19 protein-coding genes are annotated in these 18,179 nt (G+C 50.5%); 7 read left to right on the forward strand and 12 right to left on the reverse strand.

What is annotated here, in order from left to right; all coding sequences use genetic code 11:
* The first annotated feature begins 26 nt into the window (after positions 1-26).
* The 4 genes from T502_RS05930 to cobO all read left to right on the forward strand — a co-directional run bounded on the left by T502_RS05930 (position 27) and on the right by cobO (position 4,075).
* Positions 27-1,052, forward strand: coding sequence for an ABC transporter substrate-binding protein (locus T502_RS05930; protein WP_042706273.1), 1,026 nt, complete (start codon positions 27-29; stop codon positions 1,050-1,052).
* Positions 1,028-2,050 carry a FecCD family ABC transporter permease gene (locus T502_RS05935; RefSeq protein WP_052359208.1) on the forward strand — a complete coding sequence of 341 codons (1,023 nt, stop codon included), beginning with the start codon at positions 1,028-1,030 and terminating at the stop codon, positions 2,048-2,050. The genes T502_RS05930 and T502_RS05935 overlap by 25 nt, the downstream gene beginning before the upstream one ends.
* On the forward strand, positions 2,050-3,330 hold the full coding sequence (locus tag T502_RS05940; protein ID WP_042706274.1) for an ABC transporter ATP-binding protein: 1,281 nt from the start codon (positions 2,050-2,052) through the stop codon (positions 3,328-3,330). The genes T502_RS05935 and T502_RS05940 overlap by 1 nt, the downstream gene beginning before the upstream one ends.
* Positions 3,331-3,553: 223 nt before the next feature.
* Positions 3,554-4,075, forward strand: a complete 522-nt coding sequence (cobO, locus tag T502_RS05945) for a cob(I)yrinic acid a,c-diamide adenosyltransferase (RefSeq protein WP_042706275.1) — start codon at positions 3,554-3,556, stop codon at positions 4,073-4,075.
* Between the two features lie 78 nt (positions 4,076-4,153).
* Here the strand turns inward: cobO and T502_RS05950 are convergent, their stop codons facing one another.
* The 8 genes from T502_RS05950 to T502_RS05985 form a co-directional block, all read right to left on the reverse strand.
* On the reverse strand, positions 4,154-4,945 hold the full coding sequence (locus tag T502_RS05950; protein WP_042706276.1) for an energy-coupling factor transporter transmembrane component T family protein: 792 nt from the start codon (positions 4,943-4,945) through the stop codon (positions 4,154-4,156).
* Position 4,946: 1 nt separating this feature from the next.
* A complete protein-coding gene (locus T502_RS05955; RefSeq protein WP_052359209.1) occupies positions 4,947-7,136 on the reverse strand; it encodes an energy-coupling factor transporter ATPase in 2,190 nt (729 codons plus the stop codon).
* Between the two features lie 372 nt (positions 7,137-7,508).
* A complete protein-coding gene (locus T502_RS05960; protein ID WP_042706277.1) occupies positions 7,509-8,054 on the reverse strand; it encodes a hypothetical protein in 546 nt (181 codons plus the stop codon).
* A 330-nt stretch (positions 8,055-8,384) separates the two neighbouring features.
* Positions 8,385-8,843 carry a universal stress protein gene (locus T502_RS05965; RefSeq protein WP_042706278.1) on the reverse strand — a complete coding sequence of 153 codons (459 nt, stop codon included), beginning with the start codon at positions 8,841-8,843 and terminating at the stop codon, positions 8,385-8,387.
* Positions 8,844-8,852: 9 nt separating this feature from the next.
* On the reverse strand, positions 8,853-10,181 hold the full coding sequence (locus tag T502_RS05970; RefSeq protein ID WP_042706279.1) for an ArsB/NhaD family transporter: 1,329 nt from the start codon (positions 10,179-10,181) through the stop codon (positions 8,853-8,855).
* 41 nt (positions 10,182-10,222) lie between these two features.
* The gene (locus T502_RS05975; protein ID WP_042706280.1) at positions 10,223-10,762 is read right to left on the reverse strand and encodes a universal stress protein; all 540 of its coding nucleotides are present in this window, start codon (positions 10,760-10,762) and stop codon (positions 10,223-10,225) included.
* 1 nt (position 10,763) lies between these two features.
* Entirely contained in the window at positions 10,764-10,973 is a 210-nt protein-coding gene (locus T502_RS05980; protein ID WP_042706281.1) for a hypothetical protein, read from the reverse strand.
* A gap of 94 nt (positions 10,974-11,067) precedes the next feature.
* Entirely contained in the window at positions 11,068-11,763 is a 696-nt protein-coding gene (locus T502_RS05985; RefSeq protein WP_042706282.1) for an FKBP-type peptidyl-prolyl cis-trans isomerase, read from the reverse strand.
* 184 nt (positions 11,764-11,947) lie between these two features.
* On the opposite strand from T502_RS05985, the gene cyaB reads away from it, so the two are divergent.
* Positions 11,948-12,496 (forward strand): class IV adenylate cyclase, encoded by a 549-nt coding sequence (gene cyaB, locus T502_RS05990; protein WP_042706283.1) that lies wholly within the window; start codon positions 11,948-11,950, stop codon positions 12,494-12,496.
* 48 nt (positions 12,497-12,544) lie between these two features.
* Here the strand turns inward: cyaB and T502_RS05995 are convergent, their stop codons facing one another.
* The 4 genes from T502_RS05995 to T502_RS06010 form a co-directional block, all read right to left on the reverse strand.
* Positions 12,545-13,189, reverse strand: coding sequence for a metallophosphoesterase family protein (locus T502_RS05995; protein ID WP_042706284.1), 645 nt, complete (start codon positions 13,187-13,189; stop codon positions 12,545-12,547).
* The gene (locus T502_RS06000; protein ID WP_052359210.1) at positions 13,164-14,381 is read right to left on the reverse strand and encodes a TIGR04013 family B12-binding domain/radical SAM domain-containing protein; all 1,218 of its coding nucleotides are present in this window, start codon (positions 14,379-14,381) and stop codon (positions 13,164-13,166) included. The genes T502_RS05995 and T502_RS06000 overlap by 26 nt, the downstream gene beginning before the upstream one ends.
* 86 nt (positions 14,382-14,467) lie before the next feature.
* Positions 14,468-15,562 (reverse strand): TIGR04084 family radical SAM/SPASM domain-containing protein, encoded by a 1,095-nt coding sequence (locus T502_RS06005; protein ID WP_245597773.1) that lies wholly within the window; start codon positions 15,560-15,562, stop codon positions 14,468-14,470.
* A 180-nt stretch (positions 15,563-15,742) separates the two neighbouring features.
* Positions 15,743-16,144 carry a DUF126 domain-containing protein gene (locus tag T502_RS06010; RefSeq protein ID WP_042706286.1) on the reverse strand — a complete coding sequence of 134 codons (402 nt, stop codon included), beginning with the start codon at positions 16,142-16,144 and terminating at the stop codon, positions 15,743-15,745.
* 36 nt (positions 16,145-16,180) lie between these two features.
* Between T502_RS06010 and T502_RS06015 the strand changes: the two genes are divergently transcribed.
* Complete coding sequence (locus T502_RS06015; RefSeq protein WP_084173092.1) at positions 16,181-17,431, forward strand: proteasome-activating nucleotidase; 1,251 nt, start codon at positions 16,181-16,183, stop codon at positions 17,429-17,431.
* Between the two features lie 127 nt (positions 17,432-17,558).
* The gene (locus T502_RS06020; protein WP_211248148.1) at positions 17,559-18,155 is read left to right on the forward strand and encodes a DUF5804 family protein; all 597 of its coding nucleotides are present in this window, start codon (positions 17,559-17,561) and stop codon (positions 18,153-18,155) included.
* Positions 18,156-18,179: the final 24 nt, after the last annotated feature.

Consider the following 18,179-nt stretch of genomic DNA (forward strand, 5'->3'; position numbering starts at 1 on the left):
TATTTGTATCTGCTCCCATATTCTTTATGCAAAATCGCACCCTTTTCATTTTTTCGGCTCTGCTTCTCGTAATCTGCGCCTGTATATGCGGATGTACGGGAACCGTAGGCACGAATACCACACCCGTTCCCACCGCCGCGGTTACGGAGACACCTGCGGCAGCAACGGCAACACCGACCGCAACGGCGACAGCAGCCGCAGCAACAAACGCGACCGGTAACGGAATTACAATAGTCGACGATACGGGCACGAGCGTCTATGTCCCCGCAGGCGTCGAGCGCATTGTCTCGCTGGCGCCGAGCATCACCGAACTTTATTTCGCAATGACCGACGACAACTCTACGACGAAGCTTGTCGGCAGAACATCATACGACAACTACCCCGAAGAAGCCCTGCTTGTCGACTCAATCGGCGGAATGACAACCGGCGCAAGCATCGAGTCAATAATCTCAAAGGACCCCGACCTCATAATGTCGACGACAATGGTTGACATGAACATGATAAACCAGCTTCGCGCCAACGGCTATCCCGTCCTCGTCTTTGAGATCGACAAACTGGAAGACATCTTCGAAAATATCAGAGTAATGGGAAAAGTCCTCAACGAAGAGAAGAATGCCGAGTCACTCATAACGAAGATAAACGGCGAAATCTCCGAGATTGAGGCAAGACCGCATGAGACGCCTCTGCCAAAGACAATGTATGCGGTAGCCGCCGATCCCATGTATGTCGCCGGAAGCGAGACCTATCTTGACGAACTGATAACGCTTGCGGGAGGAATCAACTGTTACAGTGATATGTCCGGATACGGCATCGTAACAACCGAATCCATAATCGAGCGTCAGCCCGAGGTCATAATTGTAATTAAGGGACCCATGGACTCTGGACTCAACATGCGTGAACAGATACTGAATAACAAGGAACTTGCGAACGTGCCCGCGGTAAAGACCGGCAGGATTTACACGGTCGACGATGACATAGTATCACGCCCGGGACCCAGAGTAGGACAGGCACTGGAGATCCTCTATTCATGTATCAGCGAAAACGCACAGTAATCATCACCGGAGGTCTCTTCCTCCTCACACTTTTTGTAATGACCGTCTCCGTCGGCATCGGAGAATCGGGGATAGCGCCCCAGAAGGTCTTTGATATACTTACGGCAGGCATCTTCGGTACGACACCCTACTGGAGCGTCGGCGAAGAAACCATAGTACTCGGTATCCGACTGCCGCGTGTGATCCTCGGCGCTCTCGTGGGCGCATCTCTCGCACTTGCGGGTGCGGCACTTCAGAGTCTTTTCAGAAACCCGATGGCGGATCCGTTCATCCTGGGTATATCGAGCGGAGCCGCACTCGGAGCCTCGCTCGTCTTCGTATACGGACTCAGTGTGGCGTTTACAATCTACAGCATCCCCGTAATGGCTTTCATATTCGGACTCGGCACTCTCTTCCTTGTCTACAACGTTGCCCGCGTCGGAAACATGATTCCGATAAACACACTCCTTCTCTCCGGTGTCGCCATATCGGCGCTTTTCAGCGCCTGCAACTCCTTTGTCATGTTCACGGCGGGTCACAACCTCAACGCCATCATGTTCTGGACCATGGGAAGCCTCTCGGGGCGCGGCTGGGACTATGTCTGGGTAATGCTGCCGTTCACGCTCGCGGGCATAATAATCATGATAACCCTGACGCGCCATCTCAACGCCATGATGTTCGGCGAAGAATCGGCGCAGTATCTCGGAATAAATGTCGAGCGCCTAAAGAAGATTCTGCTCATAGTGACCGCCGTCATAACAAGCGCCGCCGTATCGGTAAGCGGAATAATCGGCTTTGTAGGTCTTATCATCCCGCATATAGTGCGGCTTGTAACCGGACCCGATCACAGGGTTGTCGTGCCCGTCTGCGTCTTTACGGGCGCACTCTTCATAGTCCTTGCCGATATGTTTGCGCGTGTCATCATAGCGCCGAGCGAACTTCCTTTGGGCATTCTGACGGCACTGTGCGGTGCGCCCTTCTTCCTTTACCTGCTAAGAAGCAAGAGAGGTGAGCTCTGATGCCGATTGAAGTCAGGAATGTGGCATTCAGCTATAACCATAACCCGTCAAAGCGCGACGCCGATATAGGACTTAAGGAGAACGCCGTCTTAAAGGACATGACCTTCACATGCCGCGACAACCGTGTTACGGGCATTGTCGGACCCAACGGTTGCGGCAAGACAACAATTCTGAAAGTTATCGCAGGATTTTACAAAGCGCAGTCGGGAACAATAAGCTATGACGGGAAGAATACCGGAAACATGCATGCCGCCGAACTTGCAAGACTGCGTGCGGTCGTGGAACAGACGGTATATACGCCGTTTGCCTTCCCCGTCTACGACTATGTGATGCTCGGACGCACCCCCTATCACGGCAACTTCTCCGCCGATACCGAGGAGGACAATGAGATCGTCCTCAATGCGATGAAAGATACGAATGTCCTTCAGTTTAAGGACAGAAAGATAAACGAGCTCTCCGGCGGCGAACTTCAGAGGGTAATGATTGCAAGGTCGCTCGCGCAGGAGCCGAAATATCTGATGCTTGACGAGCCGACATCCCACCTCGATATCAGGCAGCAGCTTGAGGTCATGAAACTTCTGAGGACGATATCGTCGGATACGACCGTCATGTGCATTATCCACGAGATAAATCAGGCGGCGGCATACTGCGACGATGTTGTCATGACCGCGGGCGGCTACGTCGTCGGCGAAGGCAAAGCCGAGGATATCTTAAACTACGACAATCTCAACGAGGTCTTCGGCGTCCTCTCGATACAGACGAATCAGCCCGAGAGCGGCAAGAAACAGTTCCTCTTCTCTCTGCAACCCGATACGCATACCGAGCGGATAAAGCACGTGCATGTGATAAGCGGCGAAGGACGCGGAGGGCGCATACTTCTTACCCTCAAACATGCGGGATTCCGTGTTACCGCGGGCATTCTTAGCAGAAACGACGGTGATTATCTCGTATGCCGTTCGGCAGGCATTGAGACCGTATCCGTGCCCTCGTTCTCGATGTATTCCGACGAAGCGATAATGGAACAGAAGAAACTCTGCGACGAAGCCGATGCCGTGGTGCTTGTCGCCACCGATGTCGGCAGCTGCAATCTCGGAAATCTGGAAACGGCATACTCTTACCTGAATTCGGGAAAGGTGGTCTGTTTCGTGGACCACAATCTGAAGGAGTACAAATACGACAATACCGCGGATAAGCGGGCGACACGTATCTATGATGAAATGCTTAAGGGTGCAAAAGCGTTCTCAAGTGCCGACGAACTCCTCACCGAGCTCATGAACTGACGAATTGTATGAACTGACTAACTGACTAACTGTATGAACTGACGAACTGACGAACTGACGAGTTTATGAACTGACCGAAAGTATGACAAAAGTATAAAAGTATAAGAGTATCCGCGGGCGGTATCGATACGCAACGCTTAAGGGAATGAAACTGTGAGAAAAATAACTATATGAAATGAACTAAACAGAATTAATTAAAAACGGGTAATTGACGGAGTTAAAAATGAGTGAAAAATACGGATATGTTCAGATAAACACGGGAAACGGCAAAGGAAAGACGACGGCGGCGTTCGGAACGTCGCTGAGGATGCTCATCAGAGGAGAGAGTGTATTCTTCGGTCAGTTCATCAAGGGAACCGATACCGCCGAACTTGCAATGCCGAAATACTTCCCGGAATTTACGATAAAGCAGTTCGGAAAGGGCTGTTTTATCATGCGAAAACCCGATGAGGAGGATATTCGCATGGCGCACGAAGGACTGAAGGTTGCCGCGGAAGCGCTCAAATCGGGACGATACGGTCTGGTCGTTCTCGATGAGGTAAACGTCGCCGTATCCGTAGGTCTTCTGACCGCCGCGGAAGTCCTTGACGCCGTTAAAAACCGCGCCGAAGGCACGGAAGTCATAATGACGGGACGCGATGCGCCGTCCGAGTTCATCGAATATGCCGACCTCGTAACCGAGATGAAGAAGGTCAAGCATTACTTTGACGAAGGCATATCCGCAAGAAAAGGCATTGAATATTAAATTTCAATGCGTTTTTCAATGAATTAATATCTTATTTTTGATTAGTTTCCTATTATTTTGCGGCATCCGTGACCGTTCTCAGATCATGCCCGTGATTATTGCCGCTGCCGCGATTGCCGCAACGGCGACAAAGAGAAGCATTACGTAGTCATATACGGAATACTCGCTCTCGGTGAGCGGCGTTCTCTTCATCGTGCGCAGACCGCGCAGATCGATTGTAAGTCCGAGAACGTTTGCCTTTCCGAGAGCGTTTGATACCAGCGGGATTATAATCGGCGTAAGCGACTTCAGTTTGCCGACAAGACCCTCTCCCGGGTAGTATGCCCTTGCCAGCTGTGCCTCCTGAATCCTCTTTCCTTCGAGCTGAAGGGACGGAATGAATCTGATTGCAATCAGAAGCATGAGCGTATAGTCCACGGGCAGGTGCAGTTTCTGAAGAGCGTGCACCATATCGCGCGGCTGTGTGGATATGATCAGAATCTGGAATGCAAAGAGCATTGCAAAGAACCTGAGCGAAAGTATCAGCGCAAAGTTCAGCGCACCCGCGGTAATCGGGATATTGCCGCCGATATACGGTATGAACGACGGAATCAGGTATCCCATGACATCGCCGGACTGCATGGTAAGAACCGTAAGCAGTATCAGACCGATGGAGAGGAAGACAAGCATCGGTATCTGTCTGATAAGTTCGCGCGAGAACCTGCCGACAACCGAGAGCGCGAAGAGGATAATCGCCGTCGCCGCTATGATATCCGGTCTTGTCGAGACGATTGCTATGAGGATAACGACTACGAGGAAGATAATCTTCGTAAGCGCGTTCATCCTGTGGAATATGCCGTCAATCCGTTTATACTGTAAAATTTCCGCCATTTCAGTTCACCTTCACGCGAATATCCTCGACGATTCTGCCGTCCGCCATCTTAATTATCCTCTGTGCGTAATTCCTGACAATCTTCATGTCATGGCTGACCATAATAACGGTATGACCCTGCCTGCTCAGTTTTGTAAGAATGCCCATGATGCGTCTTGCCTCAATCGGATCAAGTCCCGTCGTAGGCTCGTCGAGTATGATGATCTCGGGGCGCATCGCGGTAACGCAGGCGATTGCAAGGCGCTGACGTTCTCCGCGGCTCATCGAACGCGGGAAGACCTTTCTTTTATCCGAAAGACCGACCTCCGCGAGGATGCCGTCGATAATCCCGTTGCATTCCTCCTCTTTCTTTCCGATATTTTTGAGACCGAAGAGAATCTCCTTCTCGACCGTCTCCTCAAAGAGCATGGTATCGGGGTTCTGGAAGACAAGACCGGCATGATTCGCAAGCTCGGTCACGGTGGCTTCTTTTGTGTTCATGCCGGCAACGATTACATCGCCCGATGTCGGTTTCAGAAGTCCGTTGAGATGCTTTGAGAGCGTCGTCTTTCCCGACCCGTTCTCGCCTATGACCGCGACGAGTTCGCCGTGCTTAATCTCCACGGAAACCCCGTCTATACCGCGGTTTTCTCCGTATTTGTGAACCAGATCGGTTATCTTTATCGCCGTTTCCCTGCGGTCGAACTCCGCTTCCTGCGTGCCGTTGCCGTTACCGTCGCCGTCGCTCGCGGAGTCCGAATCTCCGCATTTCAAATCCGCGATGTCTTCATCGTCACGGTAGTTATCGAAGAACTCTCCGGCGCTGACAACGCCCGAGATATGTCCCTTCTCTATCATGACGACGCGGTCGGTAATCTCCGCCATCTCGCGCGGTTTCTGCTCGACGACGATTATTGTCTTCTTCTGCGCTTTCAGTTCCTTGAGTATGGAGATGATGACGCCGGTCGCATGCGTGTCGAGTTCGGCAGTGGCTTCATCGAGTATGATGCAGTCCGTTCCCGACGCAAGTGTCGCGGCAAGGGCAACTCTCTGTTTCTGTCCGCCGGAGAGTGTATGCGGCGGGCGGTAACGTATCTTCCCGATATCGGTAAGTTTCAGGATCTTCTCGAGGCGCTCTTTTACATCGGCGCTGCTTAATCCGCGGTTCTCGAGACCCGAGAGAACTTCTTCTTCTACCGTGGTAAATATCAGCTGTGCATCCGCGTCATCGAAGACAACTCCGATTTTCTTGCCGATATCGCCCATATTTTGATAATCGCGGACGTCTTTGCCGAATATGGTGATTGTTCCCTCGGAACTGCCTTCGTATTCGTGCGTGAGGATACCTGCCGCGGCAAGGCAGAAAGTAGTCTTTCCCGCGCCCGTGGTTCCGTTTACGAGGATACATTCGCCTTTCTTAATGTCGAGGTCAATTCCGGTGAGCGCGGGGTGACTGCCGGACGGATATGTGTATGAGAAGTTCTCGAATTTTATCGCTGAGACATCTGGTTCATCTTCGGCGGCGTCTTTTGTTGCGGCATCGACAGTCACCGCACGGATATCGGCGCTGATATCGGCGGGTTCCCGTGTCTCGGCAGTTTCGGCACCTGTTGCCGTATCCGCATCCGCATCAGCGTTTTCGACCGCGTCTTCAACGACCGCGCCCGCGCCCGACTTCTTCCCGCTTCCCCGCATAAGAATCTTTGAGGACGGTATGAAGAGTATCTGTGTAATTATTGAGTTTGCAAACGCCGTCAGGATAATAATCGGCGAGAGGAGCAGGACGTAAGCGCCGATTGTAAACGTCTCCATAGGTTCGGGGATTACGCCGGCGAGGATGACGACCAGACAGATTGCAAGGAATGTAAATCCGCTTACGAGCGTTGATATAAAGGTCGCAACTCCGGCTGAGAGCGGAATCTTATTTCTGAGTATTGTGTATGCCGCCATACACACGACCGCGCCCAGCGGCTCCGAGATGAGGTTTGCGGGCGGCAGTATTGAGTGACTAATCAGTGCCGATATGATACCTGCGACAATTCCTATGCTGATTACGTCTTTTAATCTCGGCATTATGAGGATGATTGCCAGACAGTATAATGCGATAATCGGATTGGCTACTATTGCCCCGGGCACTATATTCGAGAGATATCTCAGTATGGCGCCGATTGCAAGCAGAATTCCTACTATGGCGATGTCTCGTGATTTCATGATATTTACCTGATCCGTATTTGTTACACTTTGATGTATATAATTATACATTGAAGTATTAAATCGTATCTATGTGACATTGATTTCCGGCATCCTTCTCATCCGTTTTGCATGGCGTAATGTGACGGAGAATGGAGTGATTGATGGATTGAGGCAACTGTGGGAAGTGTGTTGAAATGAGAAAAATTGCTGGAAAATGAAAGGATAGTGAAAGAGGAAGAATGAATGAAAAAAATGTTGGTAGTGGTAATGTTGGTGGTTATTGTTTGTGTCTGTATCGATGGATGTATGATTACGGTTCCGTTATTTCGTCTTCAATGAATTCCGGTGTCTGTGGTTTAATTATGTGAGTTCTTATGTCCTATGAGGTGTTTATGCGGTGATTCTCTTTGCCGGTATGTAAAGTATCTGCGTTACTATACAGTTGAATGCCGCCGTTATTATGACAATCGGCGCAACCGCGGCGAAGAAACCTGCCATGGTTCCGGTCGGCACCGCGATGACGGATGCGAACATGACTGCCATGCAGATGAAGATGAACGAGAAGCCGCTGACGAGGGTCGTGATGAAGGTCGTGATTGCGGGCGCGACAGGTGCCAGCTTTGTGGGTTCGCGGCTCTTGTCCTTGTTTCCGGCAAGCAGTGCGAAGAGGATCACACATACAATTGCGCCGAGCGGCTCCGAGATGAGGTTTGCCGGCGGGAATATCGAATGACTGATAAGCATTGAGACGACCGCGGCTACAAGACCTATGCCTATTGCCTCTTTAAGTGCGGGTCTTACAAGTATCAGCGCCAGACAGTACAACGCGATGACAGGATTTCCTACGATTGCTCCCGGAAACATGTTTGCGACAAAACGAAGTATTGCTCCTGCCGCAAGACAGATTCCGACTATTGCGATATCTTTAGATCTCATTTTGATTCTCCGGTGTTAATCATAATTCAGAGCTTGATTGTTGCTGTGCTCTATTGAACATATTTGTGCATTGATGTATATATAGTTATTTTATTTGTGCGGACGGAAATTATGTGAGGCAGCGCAAAGTATGGGCACGGATTGCAGAACAAATTCGTGGTTAAAGGCAGTTTAAAGCAATATCGGGCACTTTTTTTGGCATCGCATTCCATGATCCGCGAGACCCGCAACCGCAAAAGTGCCTCCTCGGAAATATGGCGCGCATAGAAAGTATGGGGCAGTATGAACGGGAAAGCGCACGCAAAAAGGAAAAAAGATATGGGGTATGTTTCAGTTAATCAGCAGAATCGGAATATCGGTAATCTTTGCAATATCCGCATAGAACGAGCCTACCGAATGATTCGAGCGTTTACCGTATGCACCCATAAGAATAAGCGAATAATTGCCGGATTTCAACTCCTTCTCCGTCTCGAGAAGCCTGTTGCCGTCCACGGTCTTTGACGAGCACTTCACGCCCTCGCAGCACATCTGACGGGAAATATCCTCGAAATCCGCGGTTATCGAGGCTTTCTGATCCTCATACATCTTCTTCTCGTGATCGCTTATCGCATAACACATCCCGCTGTTGCTGCACATGTAGAATGCCGATGAACGAATCTCATCCCTATCCAGCACGGAGAAGAGCACAACCTCGACATCTCCCGCACGGTCTTTCTTTGCAAGAGACATGGCGTGCATCGCCGCCTTGTGACCCCACTTGGAGCCGTCCGATAATGCAAGTATCTTCATTTTATCACCTCAGAACATGATGTAGAGCATTCCCAGACCGATTGCGACCGTCACAAACAGCACAAGCAGACCGATCTTGAGGAAGTCAAAGAAAGTTATCTTAATACCTTCGCGGTCGCTGATACCCAGAACAACGACATTAGCGGACGCCGCTATGGCGGTACCGTTACCGCCGAGACATGCGCCCAGTGAGAGCGCCCACCAGAGCGGATAGATGTTGATTGTCGAGGATTCGGCACCGATATCCTGAATAAGCGGGATAAGCGCGGCGGTAAGCGGAATATTATCGACTATCGCCGACGCAATAGCCGAGAACCATGCGATGATGAACATCGCTTCGCCGGTCGTGTGCACGTAATTCAGAATGAAAAGCGAGATATCGGTAATGACTCCCGTATTGATAAGACCGCCGACGAGCACGAAGAGACCGCCGAAGAAGAACAGCGCAGTCCACTCAATCTTCTCGAATATCTTATCCGGCTGAACCCTCGACCATATAAGGATAAGACCCGCACCTATGAGCGCAACCTCCGCGGGCTCAAGCGTCATCGAGGAATCGATAAACGGCAGGATAACATGCAGATACTCTCCGATATTGCTGTGGATAAAGAAGAGACAGACCACGATAATTAATGTGGCAATCGCCTTATTGAAGAGTTTCCTGTCCTTGACGGCATTATTCTCGTCGAGCTGATCGATGGTCTTTTTGATGTTCGCCTGCTCGGAGGGCTCGACCTTCATGATTTTGCCGTAGATCAAAATGAACATGATCAGAACTACGGCAAGGTCAACCGCGGCAATCGGCGCCATTGTAAACAGGAACTCGTTGAATGTGAGGTTAGCCGCGGATGCGATCATAATGTTTGGGGGATCGCCGATGAGTGTCGCCATGCCGCCGATGTTCGATGCCATAATCTCGGCGATAAGATAGGGAACGGGATTTACCTTCATCACCTTTGCAATGTAAAGGAGCATGGGCGTAAGCAGAAGGACGGTCGTCACATTGTCAAGGAAAGCGCTGGTAACCGCGGTAACGAGCGCGAAGAGTATCAGTACGCGAACGGGGCTTCCGTGCGCCGCTTTTGCCGTTCGTATGGCAAGATACTCGAAAAGACCGCTCTGACTTGCGACATTGACGATAATCATCATGCCCATGAGGAGGAATATCGTGCCGAAATCGATATGCTCAAGCACGCTGTCCCACGGGACGATTCCTACAAAGACAAGCACTCCCGCGCCCGCCATCGCCGCAACGGAACGGTGTATTCTTTCGTCTATAATCAGTGCATAGGTTATCAGAAAGATACCCACCGCAATCATAGTCTCAATTGTAATCATCGGTTATGCCTCTAAATACCTCTAAAACCTGATATTATGATTTAATAAATAAGAGCCGCCGTCTTCATATTGTGAACAAGTCTCTGAGACAGAGGGCTCATCTCGTTCCCGCGGCACCTGCCGCCGCCGTATGACTTCGAGACCGCGATAAGATCGTAATCCTTCGCGATATTTTCGACGGTCTGACTGATGTCGCCGGTAATCATTCTGGCGGCGGCTTTGAGATCTCTCTCGGAAAGTTCATGAGATATCTTATCAAGCAGTTCTCTGCCGTAACTCTCCCTGTTCTCGAGGAAAGAGTTCATGGCACATTCGCCCAGAGTATCCTTAATCTGCCCGGCAATATCGCTGTCCGTGACATATATCAGAGTAATCTCCGCTTTGTACAATTTCAGCAGAGAATACACCTCGTCGGGAACAGACCTGACAAAGTAATCGAGCGGGAAGAGGACGGTTCTTATCTCTCTGACCTCCTCGTCTTCGGCGATAAGAAAGTCGGCGTATTCCTTTTGAATACCCGCATAGCGATCTTCGCCGTAGCCCCTGTATTTCCTGTTCAGTAGTGAAGAAAGGTATCCCATTTTATTCATCCTGCGCTTGAATTTCGCTGTTTTCGGTCGTCATCATCCTTAATGCCTGCCTGTTACCGCGATTACCGCGGTTGCCTGCGGCAGTAATTTCCGTCAGCGGATAATAATCTGCACAAATTACCTGAATAAATAATTGGTATTTGATTCCTTTAATTGTTCTTGAAGTCTTATTGAACCTCTTGAAGTTTTCTGAAGTTCTCATTAAGTTCCAATCTTCGAATCCGAAAAGGGAACAACTAAAAAATCTGCAAAAAAGTATTGATATCGGTTTACGATATCGTAGGTATTATGCTTCTTTATGCTTCTACAACAGGTGCAGTCTCTGCATCTTTTGCCGGCTTCTTGAAGGTCTCTTTCATCACAATCTCTTCGATGCCGTCGATTGTGTCGAAGATCTGGAATGTTGCCATGCCCTTACCCATCATCCAGCGCTGGTCGTAGGTGATTCCGGGCGGCAGCACGATTGTGAGGGTGCCGTTGTTAAGCTCCATCTCGAAGTCTTTTGCCATAAAGAGCTTGAATACTGCCTTTGCCTGCTCGACCTTGTCCTCGACTACGCCCTCAATCGTGTATTTGTAGTTGAGTGCCTTTCCTGCAAGCATGTGGTTGAAATCGATGACTGCGCGCTTGCCGACGATGTTAACGACAACACCTGTGCGGCCGTCTGCCGAAACACGTGTTCCTACGGTCGGCTTCTCCTTGAACTCCTTTGTCGATACCGACTTGTAGAGTGAATTGTCGCGCGGACCGTATGCCTTGTCCTCGGGAATATCGATTGTGTATTCCTTACCGATCTCGTTTCCTTCGAGGGCTTCGTCGAGTCCGGGGATTACCTGTCCGGCGCCGATGCAGATTACGATAGGCTCGTATTTTTTGCCGTCGGCATGTGTTCCGTTCTCTTTTGCCACTGCTTCGCTTGTGGTATCAAAGATGATACCGTCTGCCGATCCTGTATAGTTAAGCTTTATAAAGTCGCCTTTTTTAACAGCCATTAATTACACCTGTCTATATTACTTGGTTAAATCTACCTATATATGTGATCTTTCTTAACGGGCAGGAAGGTATTGAGGTAAGATGCGGGTGAACGGATATGCCCTATTGTGTTAAGATCAGGTGACCGGATATATCGGGATTGAGTTATGAATTGAGGCAGAGGTAAGATGAAGGTGAACGGATATGCTTGAGATTGAGGCAAAGATAAAGATTGATTCGACAGAAGAAGTCGAAAAGCGGCTTAAAAGTGCGGGCGCCGTCTTTCTGGGCACGCAGAAACAGAACGATTCGTACTATAATGCGCCGCACCGTGACTTCGCCGTGACCGACGAGGCACTGCGCATACGTGTGACCGGCGACAAAACCGAACTGACCTACAAGGGCGCAAAAATCAGGGACGGCAGCGCAAAGACGGATGCAAAAGCGCGTGAGGAGTTCAACATCGGCATCGAATCGGCGGAGACCATGGAATCGATTCTCTTAAGGCTCGGATTTCGGAAGAGCAGTGCCGTGTTCAAGACGCGGAGCGAGTATTCTTTTGCGGGCACGACGGTTGCCCTTGACGAAGTCGCGGGTCTTGGCAGTTTCGTCGAGATAGAGGTCATAAGCGAGGATAAAGACAGCGCACTTCGGACAATCGCGGACGTAAAGAAAAGGCTTGAGATCGCCGGCGAACATATTCAGGTATCGTACCTTGAGATGATCCTTGAAAAAGAATCATTAAAAAAATAAGGATTTTGAGTTAATTAAATTCAAACTTTTAAAATCAGACTTTTAAAATCAGACTTTCAGGAGTTCCACTTCGATATCTTTGTATTCGTCGCCGAGTGTGATAAGGGCGCAACAGCCCTGCGAAGCGGGACCCGGATTGACTACTTTTGTGCCGTCAACCTCGATTGACCCGATTGCCTCGTGTATATGACCGCAGCAGACAAGCGAGTATTTCTTCATATGCTCGCGCAGTGTCGTGCTTCCCACATGCACGTTATCGCCGATGACATCCAGCGTCTCGAAAGGCGGCGCATGACAGAGGAGTATATTGTGAACATTTTGGGTTGCATGTGCTTCCGCGGCGGAAAGAACCTTCTCAATCTCTTCTTCTTTAAGTTCGAACGGTGTTTTGAACGGCGTCGGATTCGATCCGCCCACACCCGTAATCGTGACATTGCCGATGGTCATGGACGCACCGTGAAGGCATATCGCATCCGAATCTTCGAGCGTATCCACTATCTCTTTCGGATCGCAGTTGCCCGGGATTGCAAAGCAGGGGACATTAAACTCTTCAAGGAATTCTTTAACGGGTTCGCAGGGTCCCATATCCGTGAGATCGCCGGCAATAAACGCCAGATCGGGTTCCAGTTCAAGGAAGGATCCCAGTTTGCCGTACTGACCGTGAAGATCAGTGAGAAGCAGAATTTTCATCATTATCTATTTGATTGTGCTTGTTTCGTAAAAATCTTAACTCAGCATCCACCCACGCGCCCGTAACGCGCCCCGACAGCGCGAGTTTTCCGAGCGTCTTCCTGACTTCGGGTATCAGTTCCGCGGGTTTTGTCAGATAGAGTTCCGTTCCCGCGAGCGGCAGGAAATAATGTGCGTGCACCTTGCCGAACCGTGACAGCCATTTTATCTGCTCTACGGTCTGCATCTGTTCATCCGCGGTCTCCCCGGGAAGTCCCAGGATATAGTCGACGACGGGTGTCATCCCGTTGTCGCGGCAGAGCTCCGCGGCATTGATCACGTCTCCGGTCGTGTGCCCGCGGTGTATCCGCTTTAAGACATTGTCGCTTCCCGATTGGGCGCCGAAGTGAATCTTCGTATTCGAGCAGTAGGTCTTAATCAGATCGACCGCCTCCTGCGTTATGAACTCGGGGCGGCACTCGCTCGGGAAAGTGCCTAGGTAGAGGTTCTTTGAGCTGTCGAATGCCGTGAGAAGTTTTTCGAGTTTGTCGTAAGCCGGCATTACCCCGTTGGAGCCGTACGAGAGAGCATTAGGCGTCAGAAACCGCAGATCGTTATAGGCTTTGGAGGCTCTGACAAGCGAATCTATGGAACGGTGGCGCATTCTGCCGCCGAACAGCCGCGGAGTCTGGCAGTATGCGCAGCGGAACGGGCAGCCGCGCGAGAGTTCCATATATCCCTTAAACTTTGTAAACGGCTCGAAAGCGTCCAGATAAACGCAGGTATCGCATTCTTTGTAGCCGTATCTTGTGGCAACGCCTTTCGGAGTATTCTCGGGGTCGAGTATAACCGCTTTGCCGTCTGTCTTCTCAAACGGCGACAGACCGCGGCTCTTCCTCTCGATACTCTGCTTCTCGATTGCCTTCAGGAGCCGCGGCAGGGTGAACTCGCCTTCGCCGACTATGGCATAATCCGCGTATTCGAGGACTTCATTGTAGAGTGCCGAAGGGTGAGGTCCGCCGACAACCGTGATGCAGTCGGCATTCTTTATCTCGTCGATATACTGCGGCGCGTTTATGGAATTGAGGCTGTAAAGAGTAACATCCGCCTCGGGTTCGTCGACCGGCTCAAGTATGATGCCGTTCTTTTCGCACGCGGCATATAGCGCCGCGAATGAATTTCGTGAGGCAGTGATATAGCGCCAGTTGACCTGCATTGTTTTTAAATCCGATTTGAAGAATTATTTTTTTATCGGTGCTTCCGTGTTTTCAGAGACTCAAGGATATAAAATTAGGGAATAAATCAAGGAATAATCTCGCAGCCGTTGTATTTGACGTGATCGAACTGCCCGACCGTTATTTTTCCGTCGGCAATAAGGCGTTTTACACGCGGCAACTGAACTTCCATCGCGGTCTTGAGATTTTTGACGGACTCATATACAAGTCTGCGCCCTTCCTTTGACCACGGCATAGTGATGTTCGAATAGAGGCATCTGCCGCCGCAGAAATCGCGGATATCGCATTCGTTGCATTCGCCGCCGATATCTATCTTCCGCAGGTTCTTTGGGTCTGAAGTCGCAATATCGCCGCAGTAGTAATCCTTCATCCCCGCCATGCACGGGCAGGGTGCTATATGTCCGTCCTGGACGATACTGTAGTTCTCAAACCCGCTGCCGCAGCGCAGAGGAGAATGGGTGCGCCCGAGAAGCATGTCCTGCATGGTATCGATAAAGGGATACCACATCATGACAATGCCGTCGGACTCCATCCTGTCTACCCAGTATTTCGCCAGACGGCGAATGCCGGGGTTGTAGTTCTCCGTAACCCATCTGACATAATCGGGTCTGAGTTCGAAATCTTCCCAGAAATTAGAGTCCATCTGCCAGTGTATTGCGCCGAAGGAAAAGTCGTCGTTCTCCGAGAGGTATCTGACCGATTCGTATATGTCGCAGACCTCGGAGACCGTCATTCTGGCTATAAGTTCGCCGCGGTATCCGTTTTTGACCGCGTTTTTCAGGTTTGCGATGACCTTGTCGTAGACGCCTTCGCCGCGGTTGGCATCCGTCGTCTTCCTGTCGCCGTCTATCGAGGCAAAAATCGATTTGAATCTGTTTACATACCGGGGTTCGAGGCGATCAAGAAGCACGGCATTTGTCTGGATGATGTACTCTTTTACCGGCGCATTGTCCATGATCTTCCGGATAAGGTCGTCGCGTATGAGGGGCTCGCCGCCGTAGAAGGTAAGAATGGCATCCTCATCCTGTCTCAGAAAGTTATAGAGCGTCTCCAGCGGCGGCTCAAAATCGCAGGGCAGGTTCTCGTCTATGTTAACGGTGTTAACAGTGCAGGATTCGCAATCCGGATCAGACTCCGGATCACATTTTGAGTCGGATTTCAAATCACATCCCGAATCTGATTCCGATTCCGCTCTGCACACGTATTCGTGATCAATGCAGGAATCTATCGTGAATATCTTTCCGCGGCAGTATTCGCAGCAGAGATTGCATTCATCGGTTAAAAGAATAAAATAGTGCAATTCGAGTCTTCTCCAAAAAAATGAATGATTATGTCGGCGGGTTTATTCGACCGTGACCGTGCCCGAGTCGGCATCGACCGTTACAACGGTGCCGTCGGCAACATCGTCAAGGCTCTGACTCAGTGAATCCACCAGAGGAATATCCCCGATAATGGCTCCCGTGGCAATGATGGTCTCGGCGGTATCGTTTATGATGGCACTCGGCGCCGCATTGTTGCGCCTTAAGGCATACATGATATACGATCCGACAGTCGAGCCTTTACCGTAAGGGAATGCAAGGACTTTTCCGGCGATGCATTGGTTCTCAAGCGGATGACCCTTCTCTATGACCACTCCCGTGTCGGGATTCACTCCCGATAAAAAGGATATAGGTTCGCGGCTTTTCAAAAGCGCACCCGTTCCTGCGCCCTTTGAGATACCTCTGCCCTGAATTGTAAAAGACATACCTAATAAATGTGTAAGATTAGATAATAAAGTAACATGGATGAGATCATATACGATAGTTCGGAAGAGATTCCAAACAGCCCCCCGCCCGTGAATCCCGCGGGCAATCCCAACTTAAAAAACGATCCCCGCATTGAAGAGATCTTCTCGCAGGTCGAGCAGCTCAGCGTTAAGATAGACAATCTCAACCGTGAAAACATTCGACTCAACGGGGAAAAGATGCAGCTGGAATCCGAGGTTGCGCAGTTGCGCAGGGAGAACGCCCAGCTCAAGCGCCCGCCCCTTTTTGTAGCGGCAATAATCGATATTCTCCCCAACGGAGAGGTCTATCTGCGCCAGCAGGGCAACAATCAGGAATATATCACGCTGCCGTCGGACATGGTTGCAGGCACGCTGAAACCCGGCATGAAGGTCGCAGTAAACAATGCGCTCTCAATCGTAAAGACCGTGGACAATACCTTTGATACCCGCGTGCGCGTCATGGAGCTTGAGGAGTCGCCGAATGTCACGTTCACTCAGATCGGCGGTCTTAAAGACGAGATTGAGGAGGTGCGCGAGGCTGTGGAGTATCCGCTCACAAGACCGGAGGTCTTTGCAAAGATAGGTGTCGAACCGCCTAAGGGCATCCTGCTCTACGGACCCCCGGGCACGGGAAAGACCCTTATAGCTAAGGCGGTCGCAAATCAGGCAAAAGCGACGTTCATAAGGATGTCGGGCAGCGAACTGGTTCACAAGTTCATAGGCGAAGGCGCCCAGATGGTAAGGGAACTCTTCGACCTTGCACGCGAGAAGAGTCCATCGATTGTCTTCATCGACGAAATCGACGCCGTGGGAAGCATGAGGACATCGGACGGCACATCCGGCTCCGCCGAGGTTCAGCGCACGCTCATGCAGCTTCTTGCCGAGATGGACGGCTTCGACAACCGCGGCAATGTAAGGATAATGGCGGCAACAAACCGCGTCGACATGCTTGATCATGCCCTCCTGCGCCCCGGCAGATTCGACAGAATTCTGGAGATTCCGCTCCCCGACGCCGACTCGCGCCGCGAGATCCTGAAGATTCACTCGGGCAAGCTCTCTCTTGCCGCGGATCTCGACATGGAGACCGTTCTCGGGATGACCAAAGGCTGCACGGGTGCGGAGATACAGGCAATCTGCCGCGAGGCGGGTATGTTTGCCGTCCGCAAGAGCGCCGAGAGCGTGGAAATGTCCGATTTCCTTGACGCCGTCGCAAAAGTCAAGAAAGAAGGCAAGACCGTAAAGTCCGAAGACATAATGTATTACTGATATCCCGCGGCTGAGATCCCGAGGGTATCGTCGGGAACGTGCCTGCAGGAAAATCTCATCCGAAAACTTATTTTTTCCTGCGGAATATATTCTTTAATCGTAAAATCACCCGTATTCTTTCAGGATCATGAATCTGATACTCATACAGAAGTCCGGAGTTGATCTCTATTCAATTCTGTATACGTCCGAGACAAGCCGCGGTATACTGAAGTTTTACCGCCCCGTTAGGCTTGACTATGGCGTTTTAATCGAAAATATGACGCTCGGAAACTCGCTCTCCCTGATTTCGGAGATAAGCTGGTATGTAAAGCGCTATATGACCGAAGTTCTTCTCGAACTCTCGCCCGACCTCTTCTGCTCGCATGCCTTCTCGACCGATATCTACACCCGCAACAGCAAACTGAAGGAGACATGGGAATATGCGAAACTAATCGGCATAAAAAACGGCGAAGTTCTCGACGAACTCTGGATATCACCGCATTCGTCAATCGAGGACTATCCGAAGTTCTGCGAAGCGATGGATACCGTCCTTGAGGTCTGGTGCAGCGAAAGCGAGTGGAAAGCCGCGGAAAATGACGGTCTTATAGCAATTCCGGATGAGATGAAACCGTCCGAAGCGGAATTCAATGCGGAATTCGATGCGGAATCGGAAGAGAACGTCTCGGAAGACGGAGAATCATCGGGTACAGGATCATCCGATACGGAATTGTCGGATACGGATTAAAAAAAAATAAAATATATTTTTAAT

The sequence above is a fragment of the Methanomicrobium mobile BP genome (assembly GCF_000711215.1).
GTDB lineage: Archaea > Halobacteriota > Methanomicrobia > Methanomicrobiales > Methanomicrobiaceae > Methanomicrobium > Methanomicrobium mobile.

Excerpts from the sequence above, each read along its gene's own strand:
- T502_RS05930 (WP_042706273.1), top strand. The coding sequence starts at position 27 with ATGCAAAATCGCACCCTTTTCATTTTTTCGGCTCTGCTTCTCGTAATC.
- T502_RS05935 (WP_052359208.1), top strand. The coding sequence starts at position 1,028 with ATGTATCAGCGAAAACGCACAGTAATCATCACCGGAGGTCTCTTCCTC.
- T502_RS05940 (WP_042706274.1), top strand. The coding sequence starts at position 2,050 with ATGCCGATTGAAGTCAGGAATGTGGCATTCAGCTATAACCATAACCCG.
- cobO (WP_042706275.1), top strand. The coding sequence starts at position 3,554 with ATGAGTGAAAAATACGGATATGTTCAGATAAACACGGGAAACGGCAAA.
- T502_RS05950 (WP_042706276.1), bottom strand. The coding sequence starts at position 4,945 with ATGGCGGAAATTTTACAGTATAAACGGATTGACGGCATATTCCACAGG.
- T502_RS05955 (WP_052359209.1), bottom strand. The coding sequence starts at position 7,136 with ATGAAATCACGAGACATCGCCATAGTAGGAATTCTGCTTGCAATCGGC.
- T502_RS05960 (WP_042706277.1), bottom strand. The coding sequence starts at position 8,054 with ATGAGATCTAAAGATATCGCAATAGTCGGAATCTGTCTTGCGGCAGGA.
- T502_RS05965 (WP_042706278.1), bottom strand. The coding sequence starts at position 8,843 with ATGAAGATACTTGCATTATCGGACGGCTCCAAGTGGGGTCACAAGGCG.
- T502_RS05970 (WP_042706279.1), bottom strand. The coding sequence starts at position 10,181 with ATGATTACAATTGAGACTATGATTGCGGTGGGTATCTTTCTGATAACC.
- T502_RS05975 (WP_042706280.1), bottom strand. The coding sequence starts at position 10,762 with ATGGGATACCTTTCTTCACTACTGAACAGGAAATACAGGGGCTACGGC.
- T502_RS05980 (WP_042706281.1), bottom strand. The coding sequence starts at position 10,973 with ATGAGAACTTCAGAAAACTTCAAGAGGTTCAATAAGACTTCAAGAACA.
- T502_RS05985 (WP_042706282.1), bottom strand. The coding sequence starts at position 11,763 with ATGGCTGTTAAAAAAGGCGACTTTATAAAGCTTAACTATACAGGATCG.
- cyaB (WP_042706283.1), top strand. The coding sequence starts at position 11,948 with ATGCTTGAGATTGAGGCAAAGATAAAGATTGATTCGACAGAAGAAGTC.
- T502_RS05995 (WP_042706284.1), bottom strand. The coding sequence starts at position 13,189 with ATGATGAAAATTCTGCTTCTCACTGATCTTCACGGTCAGTACGGCAAA.
- T502_RS06000 (WP_052359210.1), bottom strand. The coding sequence starts at position 14,381 with ATGCAGGTCAACTGGCGCTATATCACTGCCTCACGAAATTCATTCGCG.
- T502_RS06010 (WP_042706286.1), bottom strand. The coding sequence starts at position 16,144 with ATGTCTTTTACAATTCAGGGCAGAGGTATCTCAAAGGGCGCAGGAACG.
- T502_RS06015 (WP_084173092.1), top strand. The coding sequence starts at position 16,181 with ATGGATGAGATCATATACGATAGTTCGGAAGAGATTCCAAACAGCCCC.
- T502_RS06020 (WP_211248148.1), top strand. The coding sequence starts at position 17,559 with ATGAATCTGATACTCATACAGAAGTCCGGAGTTGATCTCTATTCAATT.